27 protein-coding genes are annotated in these 25,930 nt (G+C 52.2%); 13 read left to right on the top strand and 14 right to left on the bottom strand.

All coding sequences use genetic code 11. From position 1 onward, the window contains the following. Positions 1-16 precede the first annotated feature (16 nt). Positions 17-250, top strand: coding sequence for a helix-turn-helix domain-containing protein (locus OGY19_RS15350; RefSeq protein WP_286596756.1), 234 nt, complete (start codon positions 17-19; stop codon positions 248-250). A gap of 210 nt (positions 251-460) precedes the next feature. Here the strand turns inward: OGY19_RS15350 and zapB are convergent, their stop codons facing one another. After that, positions 461-706: a septal ring assembly protein ZapB gene (gene zapB, locus OGY19_RS15355; RefSeq protein WP_019077914.1), complete on the bottom strand. Its 246-nt coding sequence runs from the start codon at positions 704-706 to the stop codon at positions 461-463. A 426-nt stretch (positions 707-1,132) separates the two neighbouring features. Between zapB and OGY19_RS15360 the strand changes: the two genes are divergently transcribed. From OGY19_RS15360 to fpr, 4 genes are all read left to right on the top strand, one after another. Then, a complete protein-coding gene (locus tag OGY19_RS15360; RefSeq protein WP_101741959.1) occupies positions 1,133-1,978 on the top strand; it encodes an MIP/aquaporin family protein in 846 nt (281 codons plus the stop codon). Positions 1,979-1,999: 21 nt separating this feature from the next. Next, complete coding sequence (gene glpK, locus OGY19_RS15365) at positions 2,000-3,508, top strand: glycerol kinase GlpK (protein ID WP_048213999.1); 1,509 nt, start codon at positions 2,000-2,002, stop codon at positions 3,506-3,508. Between the two features lie 135 nt (positions 3,509-3,643). Further along, positions 3,644-4,654 (top strand): class II fructose-bisphosphatase, encoded by a 1,011-nt coding sequence (gene glpX / locus OGY19_RS15370; protein WP_061066970.1) that lies wholly within the window; start codon positions 3,644-3,646, stop codon positions 4,652-4,654. A gap of 95 nt (positions 4,655-4,749) precedes the next feature. Continuing rightward, positions 4,750-5,496 carry a ferredoxin--NADP(+) reductase gene (gene fpr / locus OGY19_RS15375; protein ID WP_101741961.1) on the top strand — a complete coding sequence of 249 codons (747 nt, stop codon included), beginning with the start codon at positions 4,750-4,752 and terminating at the stop codon, positions 5,494-5,496. A 33-nt stretch (positions 5,497-5,529) separates the two neighbouring features. Here the strand turns inward: fpr and OGY19_RS15380 are convergent, their stop codons facing one another. Further along, positions 5,530-5,958: a DUF805 domain-containing protein gene (locus tag OGY19_RS15380; RefSeq protein WP_005121733.1), complete on the bottom strand. Its 429-nt coding sequence runs from the start codon at positions 5,956-5,958 to the stop codon at positions 5,530-5,532. Between the two features lie 100 nt (positions 5,959-6,058). On the opposite strand from OGY19_RS15380, the gene OGY19_RS15385 reads away from it, so the two are divergent. After that, complete coding sequence (locus OGY19_RS15385; RefSeq protein ID WP_061066968.1) at positions 6,059-6,655, top strand: YiiQ family protein; 597 nt, start codon at positions 6,059-6,061, stop codon at positions 6,653-6,655. A 111-nt stretch (positions 6,656-6,766) separates the two neighbouring features. Continuing rightward, positions 6,767-7,534 carry a triose-phosphate isomerase gene (tpiA, locus tag OGY19_RS15390; RefSeq protein ID WP_003028783.1) on the top strand — a complete coding sequence of 256 codons (768 nt, stop codon included), beginning with the start codon at positions 6,767-6,769 and terminating at the stop codon, positions 7,532-7,534. A gap of 41 nt (positions 7,535-7,575) precedes the next feature. Here the strand turns inward: tpiA and OGY19_RS15395 are convergent, their stop codons facing one another. From OGY19_RS15395 to fieF, 6 genes are all read right to left on the bottom strand, one after another. Continuing rightward, the gene (locus OGY19_RS15395; RefSeq protein ID WP_061066967.1) at positions 7,576-9,048 is read right to left on the bottom strand and encodes a DASS family sodium-coupled anion symporter; all 1,473 of its coding nucleotides are present in this window, start codon (positions 9,046-9,048) and stop codon (positions 7,576-7,578) included. 113 nt (positions 9,049-9,161) lie between these two features. Beyond that, positions 9,162-10,466: an SLC13 family permease gene (locus OGY19_RS15400; RefSeq protein ID WP_115601201.1), complete on the bottom strand. Its 1,305-nt coding sequence runs from the start codon at positions 10,464-10,466 to the stop codon at positions 9,162-9,164. Between the two features lie 73 nt (positions 10,467-10,539). Beyond that, a complete protein-coding gene (locus OGY19_RS15405) occupies positions 10,540-11,289 on the bottom strand; it encodes a CDP-diacylglycerol diphosphatase (RefSeq protein ID WP_115601202.1) in 750 nt (249 codons plus the stop codon). A 104-nt stretch (positions 11,290-11,393) separates the two neighbouring features. Then, positions 11,394-12,383 carry a sulfate/thiosulfate ABC transporter substrate-binding protein Sbp gene (gene sbp, locus OGY19_RS15410; RefSeq protein ID WP_048214006.1) on the bottom strand — a complete coding sequence of 330 codons (990 nt, stop codon included), beginning with the start codon at positions 12,381-12,383 and terminating at the stop codon, positions 11,394-11,396. A gap of 203 nt (positions 12,384-12,586) precedes the next feature. Then, the gene (pfkA, locus tag OGY19_RS15415; RefSeq protein ID WP_003028778.1) at positions 12,587-13,549 is read right to left on the bottom strand and encodes a 6-phosphofructokinase; all 963 of its coding nucleotides are present in this window, start codon (positions 13,547-13,549) and stop codon (positions 12,587-12,589) included. A 184-nt stretch (positions 13,550-13,733) separates the two neighbouring features. After that, positions 13,734-14,636 (bottom strand): CDF family cation-efflux transporter FieF, encoded by a 903-nt coding sequence (fieF, locus tag OGY19_RS15420; RefSeq protein WP_048214007.1) that lies wholly within the window; start codon positions 14,634-14,636, stop codon positions 13,734-13,736. Positions 14,637-14,962: 326 nt separating this feature from the next. Between fieF and OGY19_RS15425 the strand changes: the two genes are divergently transcribed. Together OGY19_RS15425 and OGY19_RS15430 are read left to right on the top strand one after the other, a co-directional pair. Then, complete coding sequence (locus tag OGY19_RS15425; protein ID WP_048214008.1) at positions 14,963-15,526, top strand: hypothetical protein; 564 nt, start codon at positions 14,963-14,965, stop codon at positions 15,524-15,526. Next, positions 15,523-15,882, top strand: a complete 360-nt coding sequence (locus tag OGY19_RS15430; protein ID WP_048214009.1) for a putative T6SS immunity periplasmic lipoprotein — start codon at positions 15,523-15,525, stop codon at positions 15,880-15,882. The genes OGY19_RS15425 and OGY19_RS15430 overlap by 4 nt, the downstream gene beginning before the upstream one ends. A 192-nt stretch (positions 15,883-16,074) precedes the next feature. Here OGY19_RS15430 and cpxP read toward each other — a convergent pair whose 3' ends face one another. Continuing rightward, on the bottom strand, positions 16,075-16,575 hold the full coding sequence (gene cpxP, locus OGY19_RS15435; RefSeq protein WP_005121753.1) for a cell-envelope stress modulator CpxP: 501 nt from the start codon (positions 16,573-16,575) through the stop codon (positions 16,075-16,077). A gap of 150 nt (positions 16,576-16,725) precedes the next feature. Between cpxP and cpxR the strand changes: the two genes are divergently transcribed. After that, a complete protein-coding gene (cpxR, locus tag OGY19_RS15440) occupies positions 16,726-17,424 on the top strand; it encodes an envelope stress response regulator transcription factor CpxR (RefSeq protein WP_048214010.1) in 699 nt (232 codons plus the stop codon). Next, on the top strand, positions 17,421-18,794 hold the full coding sequence (gene cpxA / locus OGY19_RS15445; protein ID WP_003840485.1) for an envelope stress sensor histidine kinase CpxA: 1,374 nt from the start codon (positions 17,421-17,423) through the stop codon (positions 18,792-18,794). The genes cpxR and cpxA overlap by 4 nt, the downstream gene beginning before the upstream one ends. A gap of 61 nt (positions 18,795-18,855) precedes the next feature. On the opposite strand, the gene yiiM is transcribed toward cpxA, so the two are convergent. Then, positions 18,856-19,530 carry a 6-hydroxyaminopurine reductase gene (gene yiiM / locus OGY19_RS15450; RefSeq protein ID WP_048214011.1) on the bottom strand — a complete coding sequence of 225 codons (675 nt, stop codon included), beginning with the start codon at positions 19,528-19,530 and terminating at the stop codon, positions 18,856-18,858. Positions 19,531-19,682: 152 nt separating this feature from the next. On the opposite strand from yiiM, the gene OGY19_RS15455 reads away from it, so the two are divergent. Next, positions 19,683-20,579 (top strand): dihydrodipicolinate synthase family protein, encoded by an 897-nt coding sequence (locus OGY19_RS15455; RefSeq protein ID WP_048214012.1) that lies wholly within the window; start codon positions 19,683-19,685, stop codon positions 20,577-20,579. A gap of 42 nt (positions 20,580-20,621) precedes the next feature. On the opposite strand, the gene kdgT is transcribed toward OGY19_RS15455, so the two are convergent. Together kdgT and sodA are read right to left on the bottom strand one after the other, a co-directional pair. After that, positions 20,622-21,605: a 2-keto-3-deoxygluconate transporter gene (kdgT, locus tag OGY19_RS15460; RefSeq protein ID WP_048214013.1), complete on the bottom strand. Its 984-nt coding sequence runs from the start codon at positions 21,603-21,605 to the stop codon at positions 20,622-20,624. Positions 21,606-21,841: 236 nt separating this feature from the next. Continuing rightward, on the bottom strand, positions 21,842-22,462 hold the full coding sequence (sodA, locus tag OGY19_RS15465) for a superoxide dismutase [Mn] (protein WP_005121766.1): 621 nt from the start codon (positions 22,460-22,462) through the stop codon (positions 21,842-21,844). Positions 22,463-22,751: 289 nt separating this feature from the next. Here sodA and rhaT point away from each other — a divergent pair, with 289 nt between their 5' ends. Then, positions 22,752-23,786, top strand: a complete 1,035-nt coding sequence (gene rhaT / locus OGY19_RS15470; protein ID WP_115601203.1) for an L-rhamnose/proton symporter RhaT — start codon at positions 22,752-22,754, stop codon at positions 23,784-23,786. On the opposite strand, the gene rhaR is transcribed toward rhaT, so the two are convergent. Beyond that, complete coding sequence (gene rhaR / locus OGY19_RS15475) at positions 23,783-24,631, bottom strand: HTH-type transcriptional activator RhaR (RefSeq protein WP_048214015.1); 849 nt, start codon at positions 24,629-24,631, stop codon at positions 23,783-23,785. The two genes, rhaT and rhaR, sit on opposite strands and share 4 nt — an antisense overlap. Before the next feature lie 152 nt (positions 24,632-24,783). After that, positions 24,784-25,632, bottom strand: a complete 849-nt coding sequence (gene rhaS / locus OGY19_RS15480; protein WP_048214016.1) for an HTH-type transcriptional activator RhaS — start codon at positions 25,630-25,632, stop codon at positions 24,784-24,786. Between the last annotated feature and the right edge of the window lie 298 nt (positions 25,633-25,930).

Below are 25,930 nucleotides of genomic sequence, written 5' to 3' on the forward strand. Positions count from 1 at the left end.
TTTTCAGTCAGGCGTCGTGTCACTCTCTGCCGCCACGTTACTGATTGAGGATTTACAAGCCGATAAAGCGTCTTCCCCCCAACAACCTCGCCACCACTGCCCGGACTGCCAGTTGCTCGAAGGGCCGTATAAACGGATCCGTAGCCGTATTCTCAAAGGGGTGCTACTACGACAGCAAAACAACAAAAGCCGTGCAGCGAAGCAGCTGGATATTGACCGTAGCTCATTCAGCCGTTGGCTGGGTGATTGATGGGAAAGCCCGCTGGGCCTTTATTAAAGATAAGTATTGCCGGATGACAGCTTACGCCTTATCCGGCCTACGAACTCGCACTCTACATCCTCTAAAGATTTCGCGTCAGGGCAAGGCGGCAAGTAAGTGAATCCCCAAGAGCATAGGCCACTATGTGACTGGGGTGAATGCACGCAGCCAACGCCGCCATGACGTGAAATATGACGAGGATTAGACTTCTTCCATACGACCTAAAAGGGCATGCAGACGATCCTGCCAGCCATTCTGCTGTTCTTTCAGGTTGTTGTTCTCACGCTCCAGCTCTTCACGCTGCTGCTGTGCAGACTGAACTTCCTGCGACAGTGAGTTGTTCTTTTCTTTCAGCTCTTCGATTTCCATCTGCAACAGCGTGATGGTATCAATCGCCTGCTGTACTTTTGCTTCCAGTTTCTCAAACACTTCTAATGACATCGTCATACCTCTCCTGAATTGCAAGGCGTTGATGGATAAAAATCCTCGTCCCGATAACCGGCGACGCCTTAATAAAAACGAGCGCACACTACTTAACACCGATTGTATGAAGCCGCGCCATCCCTGTCCAGCGGCATCCCGCGCAGATTGCGGTTTGCAACACTTTTAATCTTTGTCCTGGTGACACAACTGTCATAACTCTTAAGTGTTAACAGGATGATCGGTGAAATGATTCAGCTCACACTATTTTTGTATAACAAATACCGCGCAATGGCGCGAAAACGCTCATTTTGTTGATGGAGTACACACATTTTAATTTCGATATTTCTCGTTTTTGAGCGTTAACGATAAATTAACAGTGTGCCTACCGGCTCCGGGGATGTCAGTGACCTTCTCGCATACAATAAACATTAAACTCTTCAGGATCCGATTATGAGTCAAACATCAACCTTGAAAGGCCAGTGCATTGCTGAATTCCTCGGTACCGGGTTGTTGATTTTCTTCGGTGTGGGTTGTGTCGCTGCACTCAAAGTGGCCGGGGCTACTTTTGGTCAGTGGGAAATCAGTATCATCTGGGGTCTGGGGGTAGCCATGGCTATCTATCTGACCGCAGGCGTTTCTGGCGCACACCTGAATCCAGCAGTCACAATCGCACTATGGCTGTTTGCGTGTTTTGACAAACGCAAAGTCGTTCCTTTTATTATTTCGCAAATTGCCGGCGCCTTTTGCGCAGCGGCACTGGTTTACGGGCTTTATTACAATCTTTTCATCGATTTCGAACAAACGAACCATATCGTGCGCGGTAGTGTAGAAAGCCTCAATCTGGCAGGTACTTTCTCCACCTATCCAAACCCACATATCAATTTTGTGCAGGCCTTCGCGGTTGAAATGGTCATTACCGCTATTCTAATGGGGCTGATTCTGGCACTGACCGATGATGGTAATGGTGTACCGCGTGGTCCACTGGCACCGCTGCTGATCGGCTTACTGATTGCCGTTATTGGTGCATCCATGGGCCCACTGACCGGTTTTGCGATGAACCCGGCACGTGACTTCGGACCGAAACTCTTCGCCTGGATGGCCGGATGGGGTGAGATTGCCTTCACAGGTGGTCGCGATATCCCTTACTTCCTGGTTCCGGTGTTTGGCCCGATTACCGGCGCGATTTTGGGCGCATGGGCATATCGCAAACTGATTGGTCGCCATTTACCGTGCGATGTCTGCGTGATTGAAGAAAAAGACGCGGCGGCCAACACTCAACAAAAAGCTTCGCTGTAATGTGACTACGGGACAAAAATTATGACTGAAAAAAAATATATCGTTGCGCTCGACCAGGGCACCACCAGCTCCCGCGCGGTCGTAATGGACCACGATGCGAATATCGTTGCCGTTTCACAGCGCGAATTCGAGCAAATCTACCCGAAAGCAGGTTGGGTAGAACACGACCCAATGGAAATTTGGGCAACCCAAAGCTCTACGCTGGTTGAAGTTCTGGCGAAAGCCGATATCAGTTCCGATGAAATTGCAGCGATCGGTATTACCAACCAGCGTGAGACCACCATCGTCTGGGAGCGTGAGACCGGTAAACCAATCTATAACGCCATTGTGTGGCAGTGTCGTCGTACCGCAGATATCTGCGAAAAGCTCAAGCGCGATGGCATGGAAGAATACATCCGTAACAACACCGGCCTGGTGATTGACCCGTACTTCTCCGGTACCAAGGTGAAGTGGATCCTCGACCACGTAGAAGGCTCGCGTGAGCGCGCTCGTCGCGGCGAACTGCTGTTCGGTACCGTTGACACCTGGCTTATCTGGAAAATGACTCAGGGACGCGTACACGTCACGGATTACACCAACGCTTCACGTACCATGCTGTTCAACATCCACTCCCTGGACTGGGATGACACGATGCTGGATGCGCTGGACATTCCGCGCGCCATGCTGCCAGAAGTGCGTCGTTCTTCTGAAGTCTATGGCCAGACCAACATCGGTGGTAAAGGCGGCACACGTATTCCTATCTCCGGTATCGCGGGTGACCAGCAGGCTGCACTATTCGGTCAGCTGTGCGTGAAAGAAGGGATGGCGAAGAACACCTACGGTACTGGCTGCTTCATGCTGATGAATACTGGCGAGAAAGCCGTTAAGTCAGAAAATGGACTTCTGACCACTATCGCCTGCGGACCGACCGGGGAAGTGAACTACGCGCTGGAAGGTGCCGTGTTCATGGCGGGTGCATCCATCCAGTGGCTGCGTGATGAAATGAAACTCATCAGCGATGCATTCGACTCTGAGTATTTCGCCACCAAAGTGAAAGACACCAACGGCGTATATGTTGTTCCGGCGTTCACCGGTTTGGGTGCACCGTACTGGGACCCGTATGCACGCGGCGCCATCTTCGGCCTGACCCGTGGCGTAAACTCCAACCACATCATCCGTGCAACGCTTGAGTCTATCGCTTATCAGACGCGTGACGTGCTGGAAGCGATGCAGGCGGACTCAGGTATTCGTTTACACGCCCTGCGCGTCGATGGCGGTGCGGTCGCCAACAACTTCCTGATGCAGTTCCAGTCTGACATTCTGGGTACCCGCGTAGAGCGTCCGGAAGTCCGCGAAGTCACCGCATTAGGCGCAGCATATCTGGCCGGTCTGGCTGTCGGCTTCTGGCAGAATCTGGATGAGCTGCAGGAAAAAGCGGTCATTGAGCGTGAGTTCCGCCCTGGCATCGAAACCACCGAACGTAACTTCCGTTACAGCGGCTGGAAAAAAGCGGTCAAACGCGCTCTGGCGTGGGAAGATCACGACGAGTAATACGTCATTGCCGGATGGCAACTTTGGCTTATCCGGCAATCTCTTCGTGCGGGGGCAACCCCGCACACACATCAATAATCTCGTCCCCTCCCCTGTGCTACACTTCGCGCCATTCCTTTCAGCTACGAGTTTGCAATGAGACGAGAACTTGCCATTGAATTTTCACGCGTGACCGAAGCGGCCGCGCTGGCTGGCTATAAATGGCTGGGCCGCGGCGATAAAAATACCGCTGACGGCGCGGCGGTGAACGCCATGCGTATTATGCTCAACCAGGTCAACATCGACGGCACCATCGTGATTGGCGAGGGTGAGATTGATGAAGCGCCGATGCTGTTTATCGGTGAAAAAGTCGGGACCGGTCTTGGTGATGCGGTCGACATCGCCGTCGACCCTATCGAAGGCACACGCATGACGGCCATGGGTCAGGCCAACGCGCTGGCCGTACTGGCCGTTGGCGATAAAGGCTGCTTCCTGAACGCGCCGGATATGTACATGGAAAAGCTGATTGTCGGCCCAGGCGCAAAAGGGTCCATCGACCTGAACCTGTCGCTGGAAGCCAACTTGCGTAACATTGCTACCGCGCTCAACAAACCGCTCAGCGAACTGACCGTTACCATCCTGGCAAAACCACGCCATGACGAGGTTATTGCCGGGATGACAAAACTGGGCGTACGCGTCTTCGCCATTCCTGACGGCGACGTGGCGGCCTCGATTCTGACCTGCATGCCAGACAGCGAAGTTGACGTGCTGTACGGCATTGGTGGCGCGCCGGAAGGTGTCGTCTCTGCCGCCGTTATCCGCGCTCTGGATGGCGACATGCAAGGCCGCCTGCTGGCTCGCCATGACGTCAAAGGCGACAGCGAAGAGAACCGTCGTATCGGCGAACAGGAACTGGCTCGCTGCGCCGCGATGGGTATTGAGGCAGGTAAAGCGCTGCGTCTGGATGAAATGGCCCGCAGCGACAACGTTATTTTCTCCGCGACCGGGATAACCAAAGGCGATCTGCTGGAAGGGATTAGCCGCAAAGGTAATATTGCCACCACCGAAACACTGCTGATCCGTGGGAAATCACGTACGATCCGTCGTATTCAGTCCATCCACTACCTCGATCGCAAAGATCCGGATGTACAGACGCATATCCTGTAATTGATTTGATCAATAGAGCCTTCCAGCCCATATGGGCTGGAAATCTTTCGTCCAACGAACGAAGATAAGGCAATCACAGCAGACAGGAGAAAACCATGGCAGATTGGGTAACAGGCAAAGTCACTAAGGTACAGAACTGGACCGATGCCTTATTTAGTTTGACCGTGCGAGCTCCGGTTCTTCCCTTCACCGCAGGTCAGTTTACCAAGCTCGGCCTCGAAATCGACGGCGAGCGCGTCCAGCGTGCCTATTCCTACGTGAATGCGCCTGATAACCCCGATTTAGAGTTCTATCTGGTGACGGTTCCTGACGGAAAACTCAGCCCCCGTCTGGCCGCACTGAAACCTGGCGACGAAGTCCAGGTGGTGAGTGAAGCCGCCGGTTTCTTCGTGCTGGATGAAGTCCCCGATTGTGACACGCTATGGATGCTGGCAACCGGTACCGCTATCGGCCCATATCTATCGATTCTGCAGTTGGGCAAAGATCTGGACCGTTTTAAAAATCTGGTGCTGGTCCATGCCGCCCGCTATGCCGCCGATTTAAGCTATCTGCCGTTAATGCAGGACCTGGAAAAACGCTACGAAGGTAAATTACGTATCCAGACGGTTGTGAGCCGTGAAACCGCCGCAGGTTCATTAACCGGGCGAGTTCCGGCGTTGATTGAGAGCGGCGCGCTGGAAGCTGCTGTTGGGCTACCCATGGATACAGCAACCAGTCATGTGATGCTCTGTGGTAACCCGCAAATGGTACGCGACACGCAGCAACTGCTGAAAGAAACCCGGCAGATGACCAAACACCTGCGTCGTCGACCGGGCCATATGACCGCTGAGCATTACTGGTGAGGGCTTGCCGGATGGCGCTCACGCTTATCCGGCCTACGAGTCAGCTCTGTATTTTACGTCCTGCGTGTCCTTACCGTATTTATTTGCGTCCTGGGTGCCAACGAACGCGCCCAGATCGATAAGCATACCCACCAGAATCAGCGTCGGTACAAAGCGGCCTACCGCCCATTGCCAGACACCGGGCAATACTGCCCAGTTTCCGGCCAGCAGCATCCATGCAAGAATCATCAGGAACGCCCACGCGCCGGAGCGACCCCGATCATGCAGACGTTTTACTGTGACTGCAGCCGTCGGCCACAGCAGACAAACCAGACAAAATGCCGCCGTCTGGATATCGAGCAATTGTTTACTCGCCAGCGAGAACAGAACCAGCATCCCGACTATCCACAGGCCTATCCAAATCCAGAAATCACGGCGTCCAAGACGCCCTTTAAATGAGAATAACCACTGCTGTATGGTCATGTAAGTTCCTTTATTATTACCTTCCAGAACAGTTTACCCTTTTGACAAGCCCGACGGTTACCGTTTTAATCGTGAGCAGTGAGAATGAAAGGTACGATTGATGAAGCAAGGATTTACACTGTTTTTATTATTGTTTTCAGCCATGTCCGTGAATACAGCGGCGCTGGCGGAAGAGCCATCGACGGCAACCACGGCCCCCTATTTACTGGCGGGTGCGCCGACCTTTGACCTGTCGATTAGCCAGTTTCGCGAAAACTTTAATACGCAGAATCCGAAGCTTATTCTGAATGAGTTCCGTGCCATCGACAGCAGCCGCGATCGGGCAAATCTCACCCGCGCGGCCAGTAAAATTAATGAAAACCTGTATGCGTCCTCCGCCCTTGAGCGCGGCACCTTAAAAATCAAAAGTATGCAGATAACCTGGCTGCCGATTCAGGGGCCAGAACAAAAGGCGGCCAAAGCGAAAGCGCTGGAATACATGACCGCCGTCATTCGCACCGTCGCGCCGCTGTTGACGAAAGAACAGAGTCAGAAAAAGCTGCAAAAACTGCTCGCTGCCGGCAAAGGTAAGCACTATTACGCCGAAACGGAAGGCGCAATCCGCTATGTTGTTGCAGATAACGGCGAAAAGGGGCTGACCTTCGCTGTTGAACCGATTAAGCTGGCACTATCAGAAAGTCTTGAGAAGGCGAATTGATGACAAAAAGCAAAGCCTTTCCGCAGATGAATCTCTATACTGTTTCACAGACCATGCTGCCCTGACGGGCGGCCATCTTCCTTAATTCGCTGACAAGCGTGGAGAAATGAAATGCGACATCCTTTAGTGATGGGTAACTGGAAACTGAACGGCAGCCGCCACATGGTAAACGAACTGGTTGCTAACCTGCGTAAAGAACTGGCTGGCGTTGCTGGCTGTGCAGTAGCAATCGCTCCGCCGGAAATGTATATCGACCTGGCGAAACACGCCGCTGCCGGTAGCCACATCATTCTGGGCGCGCAGAACGTTGACCTGAACCTGTCTGGCGCATTCACCGGTGAAACTTCTGCTGAAATGCTGAAAGATATCGGCGCGCAGTACATCATTATCGGTCACTCTGAGCGTCGTACTTACCACAAAGAATCTGACGAGCTGATCGCGAAGAAATTCGCCGTGCTGAAAGAGCAGGGTCTGACTCCAGTTCTGTGCATCGGTGAAACCGAAGCAGAAAACGAAGCGGGCAAAACTGAAGAAGTTTGTGCACGTCAGATCGACGCAGTGCTGAAAACTCAGGGCGCAGCAGCATTCGAAGGCGTGGTTATCGCTTACGAACCTGTATGGGCTATCGGTACCGGTAAATCTGCAACGCCTGCTCAGGCTCAGGCAGTCCACAAATTCATCCGTGACCACATTGCTAAAGCTGATGCGAAAATCGCTGAGCAAGTTATCATCCAGTACGGCGGTTCTGTAAACGCAGCAAACGCCGCAGAACTGTTCGCTCAGCCGGACATCGACGGTGCGCTGGTTGGCGGTGCTTCTCTGAAAGCAGACGCCTTCGCAGTCATCGTTAAAGCAGCAGAAGCCGCTAAACAGGCCTAAGTTGTTAAAAGGGGAGCATCGCTCCCCTTCTTATACCCGCTTTACCAGTATCCCAGCCAGTGCCACCAGAAGGCCCCCGTGACACCCCAGATGGTCAGGTTGACCACACTCATCACCAGCCCCGTTTTCCACCACTCCGCCAGCGTGACATAGCCCGAACCAAAGATAATAGGCGCAGTACCCGTGCCATAGTGCGTGAGTGACATCATCAAGGAGGAGGAGAAGCCCAGCATCAGACCGAGCAGCGCCGGTGGAGCACCGAGGCCTAATCCGGCAGCAAAGAAAGCCGCGAACATGGCCGTGATATGTGCAGTGGTACTGGCGAAAAAGTAGTGTGAATAGACATAAAGCAGGATCAGCAGCAGCGTGGCGATACTCCAGTGCACGCCGAGATGGTCAATTGCGCTACCAACACTCGTCGCCAGCCACCCCACCAGACCCAGTTTGCTCAGGAAATCCGCCATCATAACCAGTGCGGCAAACCAGACTATCGTATCCCATGCACCGCGGCATTTAAGGATATCGTCCCAACTCAATACCCCTGTCACTAACAGAACAGACAAGCCAATGAGCGCCGCGCTGGTGGGGTTAACGGCCCAGGTACTGCCCATCAGCATGGCAGGAACACCTGCCCACAGGCAGAGCAGCAAAGCGAAAACCGCGAGGGTGATTTTTTCAGCCAGCGACAACGGACCGAGTGCCCCCAGCTTTTCCCGGGCAAACTCTGGCGCATTCGGCGTGCGTGTAATAGCGGGCGGATAGAGCCACCAGATGACAATAGGCATCACGACCAGTGAGACAACGGCAGGAAGAAGCGCCGCAATCGCCCACATTCCCCAAGTCATATTCAGCACCCCATCCGTCCCTTTGGTCAAGAAACTCACAATAAGCGGGTTTGGCGCGGTAGCGGTAATAAACATTGCCGAACTGATCGGGTTAATGTTGTAGTTCACCAGAGCCAGATAACGACCTGTAGCACCGTTCTCTTTGTCACCGGGTTGAGAACCCAGACTTTCCGCAATCGCCCGCATCACTGGGTGAATAATACCGCCGCCGCGTGCGGTATTGCTTGGCGTAACGGGTGCGATCAGCGTTTCTGCCAGCGTTAGCGCCCACGCGATACCCAACGTTCTTTTGCCAAACAAAGCAATAAACCCATAGCCGATACGCGCGCCCAGCCCCGTTTTCAACAGGCTTTGCGACAACATAATCGAGATGCCGATCAGCCAGATAAGCTGGTTGGAGAAACCACTTAACGCATCGCTCAGCGCCGCGGTGGGTTTACCGGGATGCGTCACGCCGGTCATGGCTACCAGCATAATTGCCACAATCGCAATCGCGCCGATAGGCATCGCTTTACCAATAATTGCCGCGATAGTACCGATAAATAACGCCAGCAGATGCCACGCCTCGGGGGTGACATCTGCTGGACATGGGATAACAAACCAGATGGTCAGCGTAATAACAATCGAGATGATGGCAGGCCAACAGCGGATGGGGGTCAATCTGTCCATGAATCAATCCTTGAGTTTCCAACACGCAATTATGCGCTCAGGTATTAACCAATATCGGTGCGCATAATACAATTCACCCACTCACAAAACAAAAAATTAACATTCTGATGCAACTATAATTTCCCCAACACGCTAAACCACAGATAATCCAGCGGCAGCAGTATCAGATACGTTGCCGCCGCCAGCGCGATACACAGCAGCATCCCCGCCCTTGCAGGTACTTTCCCGAGCGCCATCGCCACCACGATCGGTGAAGCCTGATACGGCAACAGTGGTGTGGAATAACCCAGCACCTGGATCATAATCACCGACAGCAGCGGGAATCCCGTCGCATCGGCAAAGCTTTGCGCCAACGTGGTATACAGCGCCGGAACACCGTTCGCCGTCATGATGAAATTGAGCGCGGTGGTAATGCCGGTCAATGCAAGGAAGCTGGTAAACGGTTTGTCCGCATCCAGCGGCATCACCTGTAACAGCGCCTCGCCTACCGCGCTACCGATACCGGTCTGTGTCACGGTGATGGCCAGCCCCAGAATACCCGCCACGTAAATGCAGGTACGGATATTCACCCCACTGGAAAATTCTTCGCCATTAATAAATCCTACGCGCGGCAACAGCGTAATCACCGCCGCCACCAGCCCGGTCCATGCCGGCCCCACACCATGCCAGCTTTCGCTGACCCACAGAAACAGCACCACCGCTAACATCCAGGCCAGACGTTTTTCATCACGACTCATTGGCTCAGGTGGCGTCAGATCGCGCGGAGCATGAGGTTGGCCGGGAAACAGCCAGCAGATAAGACCAATAAGTACCGCGCCTTTTAGCCAACCCAACACGGGCGTATGCAGCAGCAAATAGGGAAGATAATTGAGGTGGATGCCGTAAGAGCCTTCCGCAGCGCCGCTCATCACCAGATTCGGTACGTTAGCGGGTAAAATCGTCGCAGAAAGCTGGAACGTCCCAAACCCAACGGCCAGCGCCAGACCATACCAGGCGCGCGTGCCGTCGTTAATTCCGGCCCGTTTCGCCATCGCCGCGACAATCGGCATCAGCAGCGCAATACGTCCCATGTTGGACGGCATGACGAACGCCAGCGCGTAACTCAATAGCACTACGCTTGCGACCATTAATGGCCAGGAGTCTGTCAGCCTTGACGACAATGCCCTCGCCGCCCGGTCCGCCAGCCCCGTTTTACGAATTGCGATACCCAGCACAAAACCACTGAAAACCAGCCAGAACGCCGATGAGGCAAAGCCACCAAAGATGACATCCGGTGGCGCGATTTTGGCCACCATCGCCACGGAAAAGAAAAGCAGCGCCGTGATAAATTCCGGCAACAGCGACGTTGCCCAAAGCAAAATGGTGACGCCGACCACCAGAGAGGGGATAAACAGAGGGTGTGTAAGCCAGAGCGACATGCCTGTCTCCTGTTGTTTTTTTCAACAAGAATACGGGGACAGGCATGCGGAGTAAACGCCAGATTAGGTGGGGTTAACGCAGAATATCACATTGATGATCCTGAATTTCCTCAGCGGAGGCGAGATTGAGCGCCAGCAGATTGCGCTGGGTCGCCAGCAGAACAAAGGATTCGTCGCTTTGACGCACCATTGCCAGGGCGTAGCGGCCCATATGCTCGCGCGCATCCGGCACCTCCTCTGCCAGCATCATAAACGGGCTGCGTTGCGCCAGTTCATTTTCCGTGACGCGGCGCGCCAGATATTCATGCCCGCGCAATCCGCCGGGCAATGGCAACCAGCGAGTGCTGATTTCCGCTATATTATCATCCAGCTGCGTTCTGACGTCGGTTCGCAGACAGGAGATATGAATATGCAAATGATTTTGCGTACGTCCGCTACGCGAGTTAATGGTCAGCGAGACCGCTTTGTCAGGGATTTCGTGCCCGTATTTTTGGCTCATAAAGCTGCGCGCCTGCCAGGCCAACCAGAAAAAGTTCGGCGTGCCTGATTTCAACAGCAGTGGGCTTTCCGTACCATTGATACGGTAAGTGGGCATCAACAGATATTGCAGCGGACCGTTTCGGTCTTTGAATACCACATATCCGGCATCGGGTTTAACTTCAGTACACGGCGCGGGATCGTGCTGCTGCAATTGATGTGGCAGGCATTGTTCAAGGACTATCTGGCGTAACGCGTCCGGGTTACCGCTAAATTTCCAGTACCCAACGCCCGCAGCGGCGGCAACCACAATCACCACCAGTAAAAGATAACCTGCTTTTTTCATTACGCGTTCCCTGTATCCCATTGAGACGCAAGAGTAACGCAAAACGATGACAAATAAAAAACCCGGTCGCGTTAAGCCACCGGGTCGGTAAATCACAGACTTATTTAGCGTTTGCTGATCTGGTCGAACGTACCGCCGTTAGAAAAGTGCTCTTTCTGCGCTTTCGTCCAGCCGCCAAACTCTTCGTCGATGGTGAACAACTTCAGCTTCGGAAATGCATTTTCGTATTTCTTCGCGACGTCTGCATCACGTGGACGATAGTAGTTTTTCGCTGCAATTTCCTGACCTTCCGGAGAGTAGAGATACTTCAGATAAGCCTCTGCCACCGCTTTGGTGTCTTTCTTTTCCACCACTTTATCGACGACGGAAACGGTCGGCTCCGCGAGAATAGATTCACTCGGCGTCACTATCTCGAATTTATCTTTACCCAGTTCGTTCGTTGCCAGCAGCGCTTCGTTTTCCCAGGCGATCAGCACATCACCGATACCGCGTTCTACGAAGGTATTGGTTGAACCACGCGCACCGGAATCCAGCACTTCAACGTTTTTAAACAGTGCTTTGACGAAGTCCTGCGCTTTGGCCTGATCGTTGTTGTTGTGGTGCAGGGCATAGCCCCATGCCGCCAGATAGTTCCAGCGTGCGCCGCCTGAGCTTTTCGGGTTTGGTGTAATCACTGACACGCCCGGTTTGATCAAATCGTTCCAGTCATGAATTTGTTTAGGGTTGCCTTTGCGGACCAGGAACACGATGGTGGAGGTGTAAGGCGCGGAGTTGTCCGGCAGGCGCGTAATCCAGTTTTTATCAATTCGACCACGTTCAGCAATGGCATCCACGTCGTATGCCAGTGCCAGCGTCACGACATCGGCTTCAATACCGTTGATGACGGAAGTCGCCTGTTTACCCGAACCACCATGCGACTGGCGGATCACGACGTTGTCGCCCGTTTCCTGCTTCCAGTGCGCGCTGAAGGCTTTATTGTACTGCTCGTACAGTTCACGCGTTGGATCATACGATACGTTAAGTAACTGAATATCCTTTGCCAGTACGCTGGTCGATGCCAGCAATAATGTTAACCCTACGCCCCATTTGTTCATCGCCCAGCTCTCTTATGTGATGTTGTGATGAGCAAAGCGTGCCAGAAAGGCATCCAAACATTAAAGAATAAAAAAAGATTTGCTATAACTCTGGGGAATAAATGAGGAAGGTTGTACCGGATGACGGCTTACGCCTTATCCGGCCTACAAGAGTACACGCTGTAGGCCCGGTAAGCGAAGCGCCACCGGGCAACCAAAAACAATCAGTACAGTTTTTTCGCGCAGTCCAGCCAGTCACCTTTGAACGGACGCTTCATGTTTTCGATAGCGTCGATGATGTCGTGGTGAACCAGCTGCTCGTTCTGAATACCGACACAGCGACCGCCATGACCTGCCAGCAGCAGTTCAATAGCATATGCGCCCATACGGGACGCCAGAATACGATCGTAAGGAACCGGAGAACCACCACGCTGGATATGACCCAGTACGGTAGAACGCGTTTCACGGCCCGTTTCTTTCTCAATGTAATGTGCCAGTTCATCAACATCACACATGTGCTCAGTGATCGCTACGATGGCGTGTTTTTTACCTTTTGCGATACCGGCTTTGATTTCAGCAACCAGATCATCACGGCTAAATTCAACTTCCGGAACCACCACGAACTCACAACCACCGGCAATTGCTGCAGCCAGGGTCAGGTCGCCGCAGTAACGCCCCATCACTTCAACGATGGAGATACGCTGGTGAGAAGAAGAAGTATCACGCAGACGGTCAATCGCTTCGACGACGGTACCCAATGCGGTGAAGTAACCGATGGTGTAATCAGTACCTTTAATATCGTTGTCGATAGTGCCCGGCAAGCCGATGCACGGGAAGCCCATTTCAGTCAGGCGTTTTGCACCCATGTAAGAACCGTCACCACCAATAACAACTAATGCATCGATGCCACGTTTCTTCAGATTTTCGATAGCCACTGCACGCACATTTTCGTCGCGGAATTCCGGGAAGCGAGCAGAACCGAGGAAAGTACCACCACGATTGATCATGTCGGACACGCTGTAGCGGTCAAGCTGGACCATACGGTCTTCATACAAACCCAGGTAGCCATCATGGATCCCCATGACTTCCAGTCCTTCCGTTAACGCTGCACGTACAACACCACGGATTGCTGCGTTCATGCCCGGCGCATCACCGCCGCTTGTCAACACACCGATTTTCTTAATCATGACTACCTCTGAACTTTGGAATGCAAAATGAAATCTGCTGCCGGAAGTCGATTCCGCATATCGAAACGATCCAACGAATATGCAGATAGTATAACAATCACTTCCTGCTGAATTGATTCAGGTCAGGCCAAATGGTGGTAATTTATACACAAAATGCTGGCCCGGCTCACTTTTTTACAACGAATTATGAAAGCTCAAACATCTTGCCTTCCTTGGGTACGACTGAACAGGGATCCTGGTGAATAATCACATCCGATCCCGGGAAACGCCGTAAAATTGCCTGCTCCACCTGCTCAGCCACTAAATGCGCCTGAACGAGCGGCAGATTATCTTCCATTTCCAAATGAATCTGAATAAAGCGGGTCGGCCCTGACTGCCGCGTGCGAAGATCGTGAGCGCCGCTGACACCGGGCCATGACGTCACTATATCAATAATTTCCTGACGTTCCTCATCGGGTAAGGCGCGATCCAACAAGGATTGCACTGCCTCATACCCCATGCGTAATGCACTATATAAAATATAGATGCCAATCCCGAGCGCAAACAAGGCATCCGCACGATGCCAACCGTACCAGGCCAGTCCAAGCGCCACGAGAATCGCACCGTTCATCATAACATCAGACTGATAATGAAGCATATCTGCCCGTACAGCCTGACTTTGCGTACGTTTCACCACCCAGCGCTGAAACGTGACCAGAATGATTGTACACACTAACGCAATGATGGTGACCACCACCCCAACGCCAGGATCTTTCATCGGCGTCGGTTGGATGAGATGCTGAATCCCGGTCAGGAATAAAAACAGCGCCGAACCGGAAATAAACATGCTTTGCGCCAGCGCCGCCAGCGATTCCGCTTTTCCGTGTCCGAACGTATGTTCATCATCGGCCGGTTGCAGCGAATAGCGCACCACCAACAGGTTGGTTAACGACGCCGCGATGTCCACCAGAGAATCCACCAGTGCAGCCAGAATACTGACCGATCCGGTGTACCACCACGCAAAAATTTTGATCAAAAGTAACAGCGATGCCATCACGGTAGCCGCGATTGCCGCCCGGCTAACCAGCCGCCCATAAGTTTGATTCATAAACACTCCTGCTAGGATATGCCGCTAGTATAACGGATGAAGTAAAACAGTCAGGCAATTACCGAGTGACAAATTTGGGGCCCCCACACATCATGTGAAGGAAGACAGGGATGGAATGTTGTAGCAATACATAACACACTTAAATTAAAAATTTATTCTAATAAAAAATCTACATTACGGCCTATCTTACAGCCGGATCAGCATGACCCATACGTCACCTGAATACGTTTTATTCTGAATTTTTAAGACCTCTCTATAACTCTTCCAATGCTGATTTACTTTAGGTGTACGATAAACACTCAATCAACATATCTTGAGGGATTAAGATGGCGTATTACCCTAATTCTATTGACTGGAAACCGATCCAGGAAGGAGGTCTGCGTAGGCTAAGGCTTGGCGAGATAAATCTTGCAAACTCGCTCTTTGGCTTCAGCGTTCTTTACCATCAAGTTTGGGTTCATCTGGAAAGTTATCTTCCTTTTGATAGTCAAAACCCCGGCCAGGCGATGACGCCTAACGGCGAAATGTGGTTTAGAAAAATAAAATATGAAGATGATTTCTCAATGCCAACAAAACAGCCAACTCCAAATGCCCAGCATCTTTTTTTACATGAAATGATGCATGTTTGGCAGCACCAATATGGAATGTGGGTGCGAACACGCGGAGCGTTCTCATGGGCAGCTGATTATACATACAGCCTAAATGAGAAAAACTTACTTGATTACGGACTGGAGCAGCAAGCATCCTTAGTCAGCGATTACTGGTTGTTAAAGCATTATGGGTTTGATGGGCATAGCGATCTGTATGTTTACCGTGATTATGACCCAGAGGAACCGGTGCTGGAGTTAATTCAGAAATATGAAAAGGTACTAGGGGACTTTCCGATATGAAGAAATCGATCATTTTTCTCCCTTTGCTTTTATTTCTTGCCGGGTGCCCTGGGAAAGATAGAGAGGGTGCAGAGTCCGGCGAAAGACGGGCGATCTACGTAGACGGGAATCGTGTTTGCTTTACCACTGATAAAAACGATGTGTTAAACCGCTATATTCTGTCAACTAATGGTAGAGAAAATAAAAAATTATTAGTCGGCGATTTTAAGCATCTCACCTACCCAAGAACCTGCTTTACGGTAAATTTAGAAAAAGGGTTAGTGTATGGTGCAAGCTACACCTTAAATGGAAAAAATCACTACTACACCTTTATCATTACCAATGATGGTACTGTGTTGGATTTAGGAAAAAGCTGAGCATTATTATCAGATTACACGGCTCTACATAAATGCAGTCAGTCACACATAACAAAAACGTTTATAAGCTCCAAATATCTTCTGTAAGTGGCTGCTTATCTTTGGTAATTCGCTGTAATTTTGGGCAAAAAAAAACCCCACATCATGTGGGGGAAGACAGGGATGGTGTCTATGGCAAGGAAAACAGGGTTACTACTGGGAACGTGAGTTGCTACTACTCAATAAATTTAACGATGAGCTTTGTTTCCAGTGCGCTACGTCGCGCAGTTGCTCCATTCGTTGTTCATGTTTCTCATTTAAAACCGCTTGCTGCTCGGGCGTTAACAGGCGATACATCTGGTTGCGGACCCTGGCTATTTCAACCTGGCGGGCAACCTGTTCTTGTGCCATTTTTTCTGCCTGAGCGCGCACAGCGCTTTCATCAAATTTCTCTGCGGTGACAAGACGATGCATTGTCTCCATTTCGCTAACATTAACAGGAGGCTGTTCGTGTCTTGCCTGCTGCATTAAATCTCGCATCTGTTGACGTTGATGTTCGGTTAAACTGATACCGTCAAACATGTGGCTCTGTACGCTGCGCTGCGAGGAGCCTTCACCCAGGTGCCAGTGATCGCCTGTGACGACTTCAGCTGCATGGCTCAAAGTACTGAGTGCCAGCGTTGAGGCCATGACGGCAGCGGTAACTTTGCCCATCACTTGCTCCCAAAATCTTTTCTGTCGCGATTCAACGAGAGACAGTTTACGATTCGGGCTGCAAACATGCGTCAGGGGGTGTAAAACAACGTAAAGTCATAGATTAGCGACGCCTGATGACGTAATTTCTGCCTCGGAGGTACGTAAACAATGAATAAAATCCTGTTAGTTGATGATGACCGAGAGCTGACTTCCCTGTTAAAGGAGTTGCTCGAAATGGAAGGTTTCGATGTGCTGGTTGCCCATGATGGGGAGCAGGCACTTGAGCTTCTGGATGACAGCATCGATTTACTTTTGCTCGACGTCATGATGCCGAAGAAAAACGGCATCGATACACTGAAAGCGCTTCGCCAGACACACCAGACGCCCGTAATCATGCTGACCGCTCGCGGCAGCGAATTGGATCGCGTACTCGGCCTTGAGCTGGGCGCGGACGACTATTTACCCAAACCGTTTAATGACCGCGAACTGGTCGCGCGTATCCGCGCTATTCTGCGCCGCTCTCACTGGAGCGAACAACAGCAGACCAGCGATAATGGCTCGCCGACGCTGGAAGTGGATGCGTTAAGTCTGAATCCGGGTCGCCAGGAAGCCAGTTTTGATGGGCAAACCCTGGAGTTAACCGGCACCGAATTCACCCTGCTTTATTTACTGGCACAGCATCTCGGCCAGGTAGTTTCTCGTGAACACCTGAGTCAGGAAGTGCTGGGCAAACGCCTGACGCCGTTTGACCGCGCGATCGACATGCACATCTCGAACCTGCGCCGTAAGCTGCCAGAGCGGAAAGACGGGCACCCCTGGTTTAAAACCCTGCGTGGTCGCGGCTACCTGATGGTCTCCGCTTCATGATAGGAAGCTTAACCGCACGCATCTTTGCCATCTTCTGGTTAACGCTGGCGCTGGTGTTGATGTTGGTACTGATGCTGCCCAAGCTCGACTCACGCCAGATGACCGAGCTACTGGACAGCGAGCAGCGCCAGGGGTTGATGATCGAGCAACACGTTGAAGCTGAGCTGGCGAACGACCCACCCAACGATCTGATGTGGTGGCGTCGCCTGTTCCGTGCTATCGACAAGTGGGCGCCGCCAGGACAGCGGTTATTGCTTGTCACTACAGAAGGACGTGTGATCGGCGCAGAACGCAACGAAATGCAGATCATTCGTAACTTTATTGGTCAGGCTGATAACGCTGACCATCCGCAGAAGAAAAAATACGGTCGCGTTGAGATGGTCGGGCCTTTCTCCGTCAGAGACGGGGAAGATAACTACCAGCTGTATCTCATTCGACCAGCCAGCAGTTCACAGTCTGATTTCATCAACCTGTTGTTTGACCGGCCACTGTTGCTGCTGATCGTCACCATGCTCGTCAGCTCACCGCTGCTGCTTTGGCTGGCATGGAGCCTGGCGAAACCGGCGCGTAAGCTGAAAAATGCTGCGGATGAGGTGGCACAGGGTAACCTGCGTCAGCATCCGGAACTGGAAGCCGGCCCGCAGGAATTTCTGGCGGCAGGTGCCAGTTTTAACCAGATGGTGACCGCGCTGGAACGCATGATGACCACGCAGCAACGCCTGCTGTCGGACATCTCTCACGAGTTGAGAACGCCACTAACACGTTTGCAATTGGGGACTGCGCTGCTGCGCCGTCGTAGCGGTGAGAGCAAAGAGCTGGAGCGCATTGAAACAGAAGCGCACCGGCTGGACAGCATGATCAACGACCTGCTGGTGATGTCACGTAATCAGCAGAAAAACGCGCTGGTCAGTGAAACCGTGAAGGCTAATCAGCTATGGGGCGAAGTACTGGATAACGCCGCCTTTGAAGCGGAGCAGATGGGTAAATCGCTGACAGTGAATTTCCCGCCGGGACCATGGCCGCTGTATGGCAACCCGAACGCACTGGAAAGTGCGCTGGAAAACATTGTGCGCAATGCCCTACGCTATTCACATACGAAGATCGAAGTGGGCTTTGCGGTGGATATCGACGGGATTACCATCACCGTGGACGACGATGGCCCAGGCGTAAGCCCTGAAGACAGAGAACAGATTTTCCGTCCGTTCTATCGTACCGATGAGGCGCGCGATCGCGAGTCTGGCGGAACAGGTCTGGGTCTGGCGATTGTTGAAACCGCAATCCAGCAGCATCGTGGCTGGGTGAAGGCCGAAGACAGCCCGCTGGGTGGTTTACGGCTGGTAATTTGGTTACCGTTGTATAAGCGTTCCTGAGTCTCTCTGTGTTGCCGGATGGCGGCGTAATGCCTCATCCGGCCTCCACGGACAGGGGGAATTATTTCCCCCACAAACGGCGGGAATTGTCCTCGATCTTGCCGCTTAAACGGCGTTTTTGCATCGTTCTGGTCCAGCTTTTCGATAGCCCTGCAGCCGACAGTAAACGGTGATATTGCGAATCATCAAACGGCATATGCCAGGCAATAGCAATCGCCTCCCGCAGACTGACATCGCTCACGCGCGATGCCAGTACCAGCGGCGCATCCGCCGACACCATGCCCGGCGCGATAACACTGTACAGCCAGCCTATCTTCCCCGAGGCCTGCATCTGACTTGCCATATCGCTAATGCCAAAATGGAAATTCAGCTTAAAACACGGTGAACGTGGCTGCGTGACCTGAATCAACGCCTCGCCCCACTGGAAAATATCGCCGATATAGACATTCTCTTCTGTCAGCCCAAGCGTTGAGAGGTTCTCCCCAAAGGCGGGGGCGACAAATAACTCCGCCTGTTCAGGGAATTCTTGTATCCAGTGCTGATAGTGTTCACGCGGATAGTGGCACAACGCGCGATCCGGCCCGCCGTGAATTTTAGTCTCCGCCTGTTCATCGCCCGTGAGCCCCAGATCGGTCAGCATCAACTCGCCATCAACCTGAACTTTAGCAATCGCGCTGGGACGGCTTCCCGTGTAGTCCCGAATCTTGCCTGTAAAAACATCGACCGGATATCGCATCTGTTCCCTCTCCCGATAAATTTCTCCCATTACACCACATTTATTTTACCCCAGTCGCTCAAAATGAGAGCACGGTTCACATGAAAGTTAGGGACACATGCTATCAATGTAAGCTGGTTTTGAAACATCATTTCAAATAAGGAGTCGACAACGTGACTGGTCAATCGCAATTTGCTGGCGTCTGGTGTCCTTCCATTACGCCAATGGACAATGACGGCAAGATCGATCTTAACGGTCTGAGCCAGCATCTTAAACGCCTTACCGAGGCCAACATCGACGTGATTTTGTTGATGGGCAGCATCGGGGAATTTGCCTCCTTTACGCTCGAGGAAAGGCTGTTGCTGATCCGTGAAGCCCGTGCCATGAGCTCGCTGAAGATGGTCGCCAACGTCTCATCCACTTGCCAGAACGATGTGCTGTTGATGGCACAGGAAGCGTATCGCGCCGGTTACGATGCCGTGATGATCCTACCACCTTACTATTACGGGCAAACGGCGAAACAGCTCCTGAGCTACTTCCGTCAATTGGGGCAGAAACTCAGCGGCAAATGGTTTGCCTATAACTTCCCGGCGCGAACCGGTTGCGACTTAACGCCTGAACTGGTTGCCACCCTTGCCTCTGAGTTCCCCAACTTCGCAGGCATCAAAGATACCGTCGACTGCCAGTCCCACACCCGCAGCATGATCCAGACCACCCGCGCCGTACGCGAAGATTTTGCCGTGCTATCCGGCTATGACGAATACTATATTCCTAACCTGCTGGCAGGCGGCGCAGGGATTATTTCAGGATTAAACAACGTCATGCCGGAGCTGTTTGTCAGCGCACGAGAAGCCTTCAAGCAGGGGGATCTGGCTGCACTTCGCGATATTCAGGACCAGATTGGCACCTACATGTCCATCTACGCCATCGGTGAGGATTTCGTCACCACCATCAAAACCGTGGTATCGCGTAAGTTTGGCTATTGCACCGGGGTTTCACGTAATGCAGGCGGGGAGCTGAATGAAAGTGAGTGTCGAACAATTGATGAGGTGTTTGTAATCAAGGGTTAAAACGGTTAAGCCGGATGGTGCAAACCATCCGGCTTAATCACGTTACTTCACCGCGTTGCGTATATCGATTGCCGCCGCTCTGGCTTTGGCCCTTTTCGACCAGATGGAGGTGATAATCGGCACGAGGATGGAGGTTACAATCACTGACGTCGCCACCAGAGAGGTTGCCGCCGGCGCCATGGGTTTGAACGCCGGAACCATTTCCGCAATCAGCACCGGCGTGGCAACGGCCGCGCCAGCAGAACTGGACGCCGCAATTCCCGCCGTACCATCGCCGCCGCCAATCAGTTTATCGGCAATAATCAGCGGGATACCGGTGATTATAATCACCGCCACGCCCAGCAGAATACCCAGTACGCCGGTCTGTGCAATCACGCTCAAATCAATGGTGTTACCTAATGCGAAGGCGAAGAAAGGGATCAGCGTCTGCACGGCCTTACTGAAGAATTCCCGCAGCTCAGGATCCAGATTACCCAGCGCAAAACCAATCAGGAACGGCAATACCGCCCCTACAAATACATGCGGTTCAAACGAAGCAATCCCGGCGGTTCCCAGAATCACCATGGTCATCAACGGGCCAGACTCCAGCGACATCAGGACAAACGCCCCAGCCTCTTCTTTGGTGCCGTACTGCTGCATAATCGAGGCATACAGCCCGCCGTTAGTCATATCCATTGCGGCCACCAGCGCCAGCGTGGACAACCCGGCAAAGAACCCCACTTCCACGCCATGTTCAGGAAGAATGCGCGATGCAATCGCCGCTACCACCCATGCGACCAGGATCTTGGTTATCACTAACGTGCCGGATTTACGCAGTACGGTTCCGGTTGCGCTCAGCTTAATCGATGCCCCCATGCAAAAGAACCAGACTGCCAGAATCGGCACCGTACCGGTGATCATACCGTTGGTAAATGAGCCGAAGTATTTCCCGGCGCCGGGGGAAAAGGTATGACACAACGCGCCCAGAAACAGCGGCACCAACATCATACCGCCTGGGATTTTCTCTATCGTACGTTTGATCTGCATTTCCATCACCTGTAGACATAAAAATGGGGCAATTTTTATGGGCGACTGCATCTTACTTTTGAGATGCGCCCGTCTTGATGAAAAGAAGATAGACATTCGCAGAAACTATAAAAGTGATCCCACTCGCATAATAAAACCTTGTTTCAATTTAAATGGATCATTGTTTTTATATTGATTTTGATCACAAAAAAGCCCCCGCAGGCATCGCTTGCAGGGGCTTAGTTAACGCGTCGAACTTATTTTTTCGCGGCGAAACGTGCAGCAGCTTCGTCCCAGTTCACCACGTCCCAGAACGCTTTGATGTAGTCCGGGCGACGGTTCTGGAATTTCAGGTAGTAAGCGTGTTCCCAAACGTCCAGGCCCACGATCGGGAAGCCGGAAGCGCCAGAGATAGCTTCACCCATCAGCGGGGAATCCTGGTTAGCGGTGGAAACAACAGCCAGTTTGTCACCTTTCAGAACCAGCCACGCCCAGCCGGAACCGAAACGAGTGGCTGCTGCTTTTTCAAATTCAGCTTTGAAGTTGTCAACGGAACCGAAGTCACGTTCGATAGCCGCTTTCAGGTCGCCCTGCAGCGTGGTACCGGTTTTCAGGCCTTTCCAGAACAGGCTGTGGTTAGCGTGACCGCCAGCGTTGTTACGCAGAACGGTTTTCTTATCCGCAGGCAGCTGATCCAGTTTGGTGATCAACTCTTCAGCAGACAGGCTCGCGAATTCAGGCAGGCTTTCCAGCGCAGCATTAGCGTTGTTTACGTAAGCCTGGTGGTGTTTGGTATGGTGGATTTCCATCGTCTGCTTATCGAAGTGCGGTTCAAGGGCATCATAAGCGTACGGCAGGGATGGCAGTGTATAACTCATAATCATCTCCAGTATTGTCGGGCGGCCAGTGTTAACGCCGCGTAAGCAGTTGGGTCATTATAGTTAATTAAATGATATTGAAAATGATTATCAATGCCGTACTTTTTACAGGGTCTTAATTATTCATCACCATTACTGAAGATGTGAGCCAAATCACCCAGTTAACGTGATGATTGCCAACAAGAGGACAAAGGCGGCAATCGTCAAAAGGTTAATCATCTGCGTAATTTTTAAACTCGTTGTGTCGGAGGGGTTATGACCGACGATAAAAAATAACGAGGATTCAGTCATGAGTAACGCGATTACGATGGGTATTCTTTGGCATTTGATAGGTGCAGCCAGCGCAGCCTGTTTCTATGCCCCGTTCAAACAAGTTAAACATTGGTCATGGGAAACAATGTGGTCGGTTGGCGGGGTCGTCTCCTGGCTTATCCTGCCATGGACCATTAGCGCCATGTTGCTTCCCAACTTCTGGGCCTACTTCAGTTCTTTTAGCCTCTCCACGCTGGCACCGGTATTTCTGTTTGGCGCGATGTGGGGGATCGGTAATATCAACTATGGCCTGACCATGCGCTATCTCGGCATGTCGATGGGGATTGGTATTGCGATTGGTATTACCCTGATTGTCGGCACGCTGATGACCCCTATCATCAACGGTAACTTTGATGTGCTGATCAGCACCGATGGCGGGCGCATGACGCTACTGGGCGTATTGGTCGCGCTGATTGGCGTGGGCATTGTGACCCGCGCAGGACAGTTGAAAGAACGTAAAATGGGCATCAAAGCAGAAGAGTTCAACCTGAAGAAGGGGCTGGTGCTGGCGGTAATGTGCGGCATTTTCTCTGCCGGGATGTCCTTTGCGATGAACGCGGCGAAACCCATGCACGATGCAGCTGCCGCGCTGGGCGTTGATCCGCTGTATGTCGCGCTACCAAGCTATGTCGTCATCATGGGCGGCGGTGCTTTAGTCAACCTGGGCTTCTGTTTTATTCGTTTGGTAAAAGTGAAAGATCTTTCGATAAAAGCCGACTTCTCGTTAGCCAAACCGCTGATCATCACCAACGTGCTACTGTCCGCGCTCGGTGGCCTGATGTGGTATCTGCAATTCTTCTTCTACGCCTGGGGCCACGCTCGCATTCCGGCGCAGTATGATTATGTTAGTTGGATGCTGCACATGAGCTTCTATGTCCTGTGCGGCGGTATTGTTGGTCTGGTGCTGAAAGAGTGGAAAAACGCGGGCCGCCGTCCGGTCAGCGTACTGAGCCTCGGCTGCGTGGTCATTATTCTCGCGGCAAATATTGTCGGTCTGGGGATGGCCAGTTAATCATTCGGGCTGCTGAGATGACGCCACTGGCTCGGCGTCATCCCGGTTTCCCGCGTAAATACCACCGAAAAGTAGTTACTGTCTTCAAAGCCGCAGCGCATAGAAATTTCACTGATCATCAGTCTACTGTGCTTAAGCAGATACTGAGCATGGCAAACCCGTACCTGGCGGAGATACTGATTGATGGTCATCCCTGTCTGGCTGCGAAACTGCTGACGCAAAACTCGCTCACTGCACTGTTCCTGCTCACAGAATTTATCCAGCGCAAAGGCATGTTCATGACTCCCGGCCAACGCGGTAATCAGCTTATCCAACAACGTTTCACTTGATGTCGCTGGCAGCGTATCCGTGGCATAGCGGTGCCGTTTGAAATGAGTCACCAGTTGCCCAAACAGCAACTCGGCCATTTCAAAAGCCAGCGGGTCACGCTGATTACTCTCATGTTCAAGCTGACTAATTATCTGCCGGGCCTGGGACATACCCGCGCTGCCAAGCCGCCAGTGGGGCTGTCGCGGCGAGCCGTTAAATCCTGGGATCGCGCTTTCCCAGCCGACATTCAGCGTCAGCCGTTCCGGGCAGTAAATGATATTTTGCAGGACGAGATCGTTAACTGAGGTGTAGGAGTGTTTGTCTTCGGCACGGATATAAAACAGATCGCCGCGGGTTATCCGGTACGGGCGATCGTTGAGAACATGCAGGCCATTGCCGCGCCATACCATCACCAGCTCGCAAAACTCATGAGTATGTTCGGCAAACACATCCTGTGGGTAACGATCGGCCACCGCGACGGCCTGGTGGTCATTCGCAAAAAAGTCTGATTTCAGAAGGACCAGATGATTCACCATCACATCACCTCAACCTGAACGCTTGCCGGATGCGCTACGTTTATCCGGTCTACAAGGCATCCACGTAGGCCGGACAAGGCACAGCCGCCATCCGGCATAAAAGGGTATGATTATCAGCAAACGGACGGCAAAAAACGTTGATAGCTTTCGCGTTACTGGAGGCTGCTTCCAGTAATGACATCGCGTCCCTGTCGGATATCGCGCGGCGACCAGTTAAACTCCCGGCGAAACAGCGTCGAAAAATGGTTACTGTCACCGAACCCACAACGATAAGCGATGTCCGTCACGCTGTCATCACTGTGACGTAGCAAATGGCGGGCTTTGATAAGCCGTAGGCGGTTGAGATAGCGCTGTGGCGTCAGCCCGGTCTGTTGTTTAAGCTGGCGGTGCAAAGTCCGTAAAGAGAGCGAAAACTGCTCGGCTACAGCTTCCCAGCACACTTCGTCGGCAAAGTTATCCTCCAGCCATGCCAGTAGTTGGTTCAGTCGCGCATCATTATCTGTTGCCGCTTCCATCAGGCTGCTTTTACGCAACAGCACCAACAGCTGCATGAACAAGATCTCACGATTTGCCGCCGTTGGCGTATCCATTGCCTCTCCAAGATTTTCCATTTGCCCCACCAGATGCCGAACCTGCTGCAACACGCTCTGATTCACCCGCCAGTGTGACGGATATTGCCCATTCAGCTCCTGGGGTAACAACTGATTCAGCCCGGCCAAAAACTGAAACGCATCCGGGGAACGATACAGAATATTGGTCAGACACAGGTTGTCAGTATGTTCATATAAGTGTCTGTCATGATCGCGGACAAAACACACCGTTCCCCCGCTAATGGTATAAGGCTGTCCATTGAACACATGAATTCCCGTACCATGTTCAACCACTACAATTTCATGAAAATCATGATGATGTTCTGGAAAGGCAGGCTGAGGAAGCCGGGGCTCAATCGCCACGGGCGCTTTACCTGTCGGAAAAAAATCCACGCAATGCAATACGGTCATAATGACATCCCCCCCGATCAAATGAACATGGCTGAATAGTAATTAAGGGTTATCACCCTCACCTTAAATTTTTGACGCCAAAGTGCGTAAACACGGTCAATTCTTCAAGAAATAGCGGGAAAGATCGGGAATTGCGGAAGGGGTCACATCAGGTGAAACCGTCCCCATTAGTAGAAACTGTGAACGCTATCACGTTCACCTTTGCCATGCTGCCAGCCGCGTATTGTCGCTGTCACTAACAAGAAGGTACGCCATTTCACGGGTTCTTAGACTGAGTGCAATGAAACTCAGAAGGACC

Source organism: Citrobacter sp. Cy070 (genome assembly GCF_030332245.1).
Lineage (GTDB): Bacteria > Pseudomonadota > Gammaproteobacteria > Enterobacterales > Enterobacteriaceae > Citrobacter > Citrobacter youngae.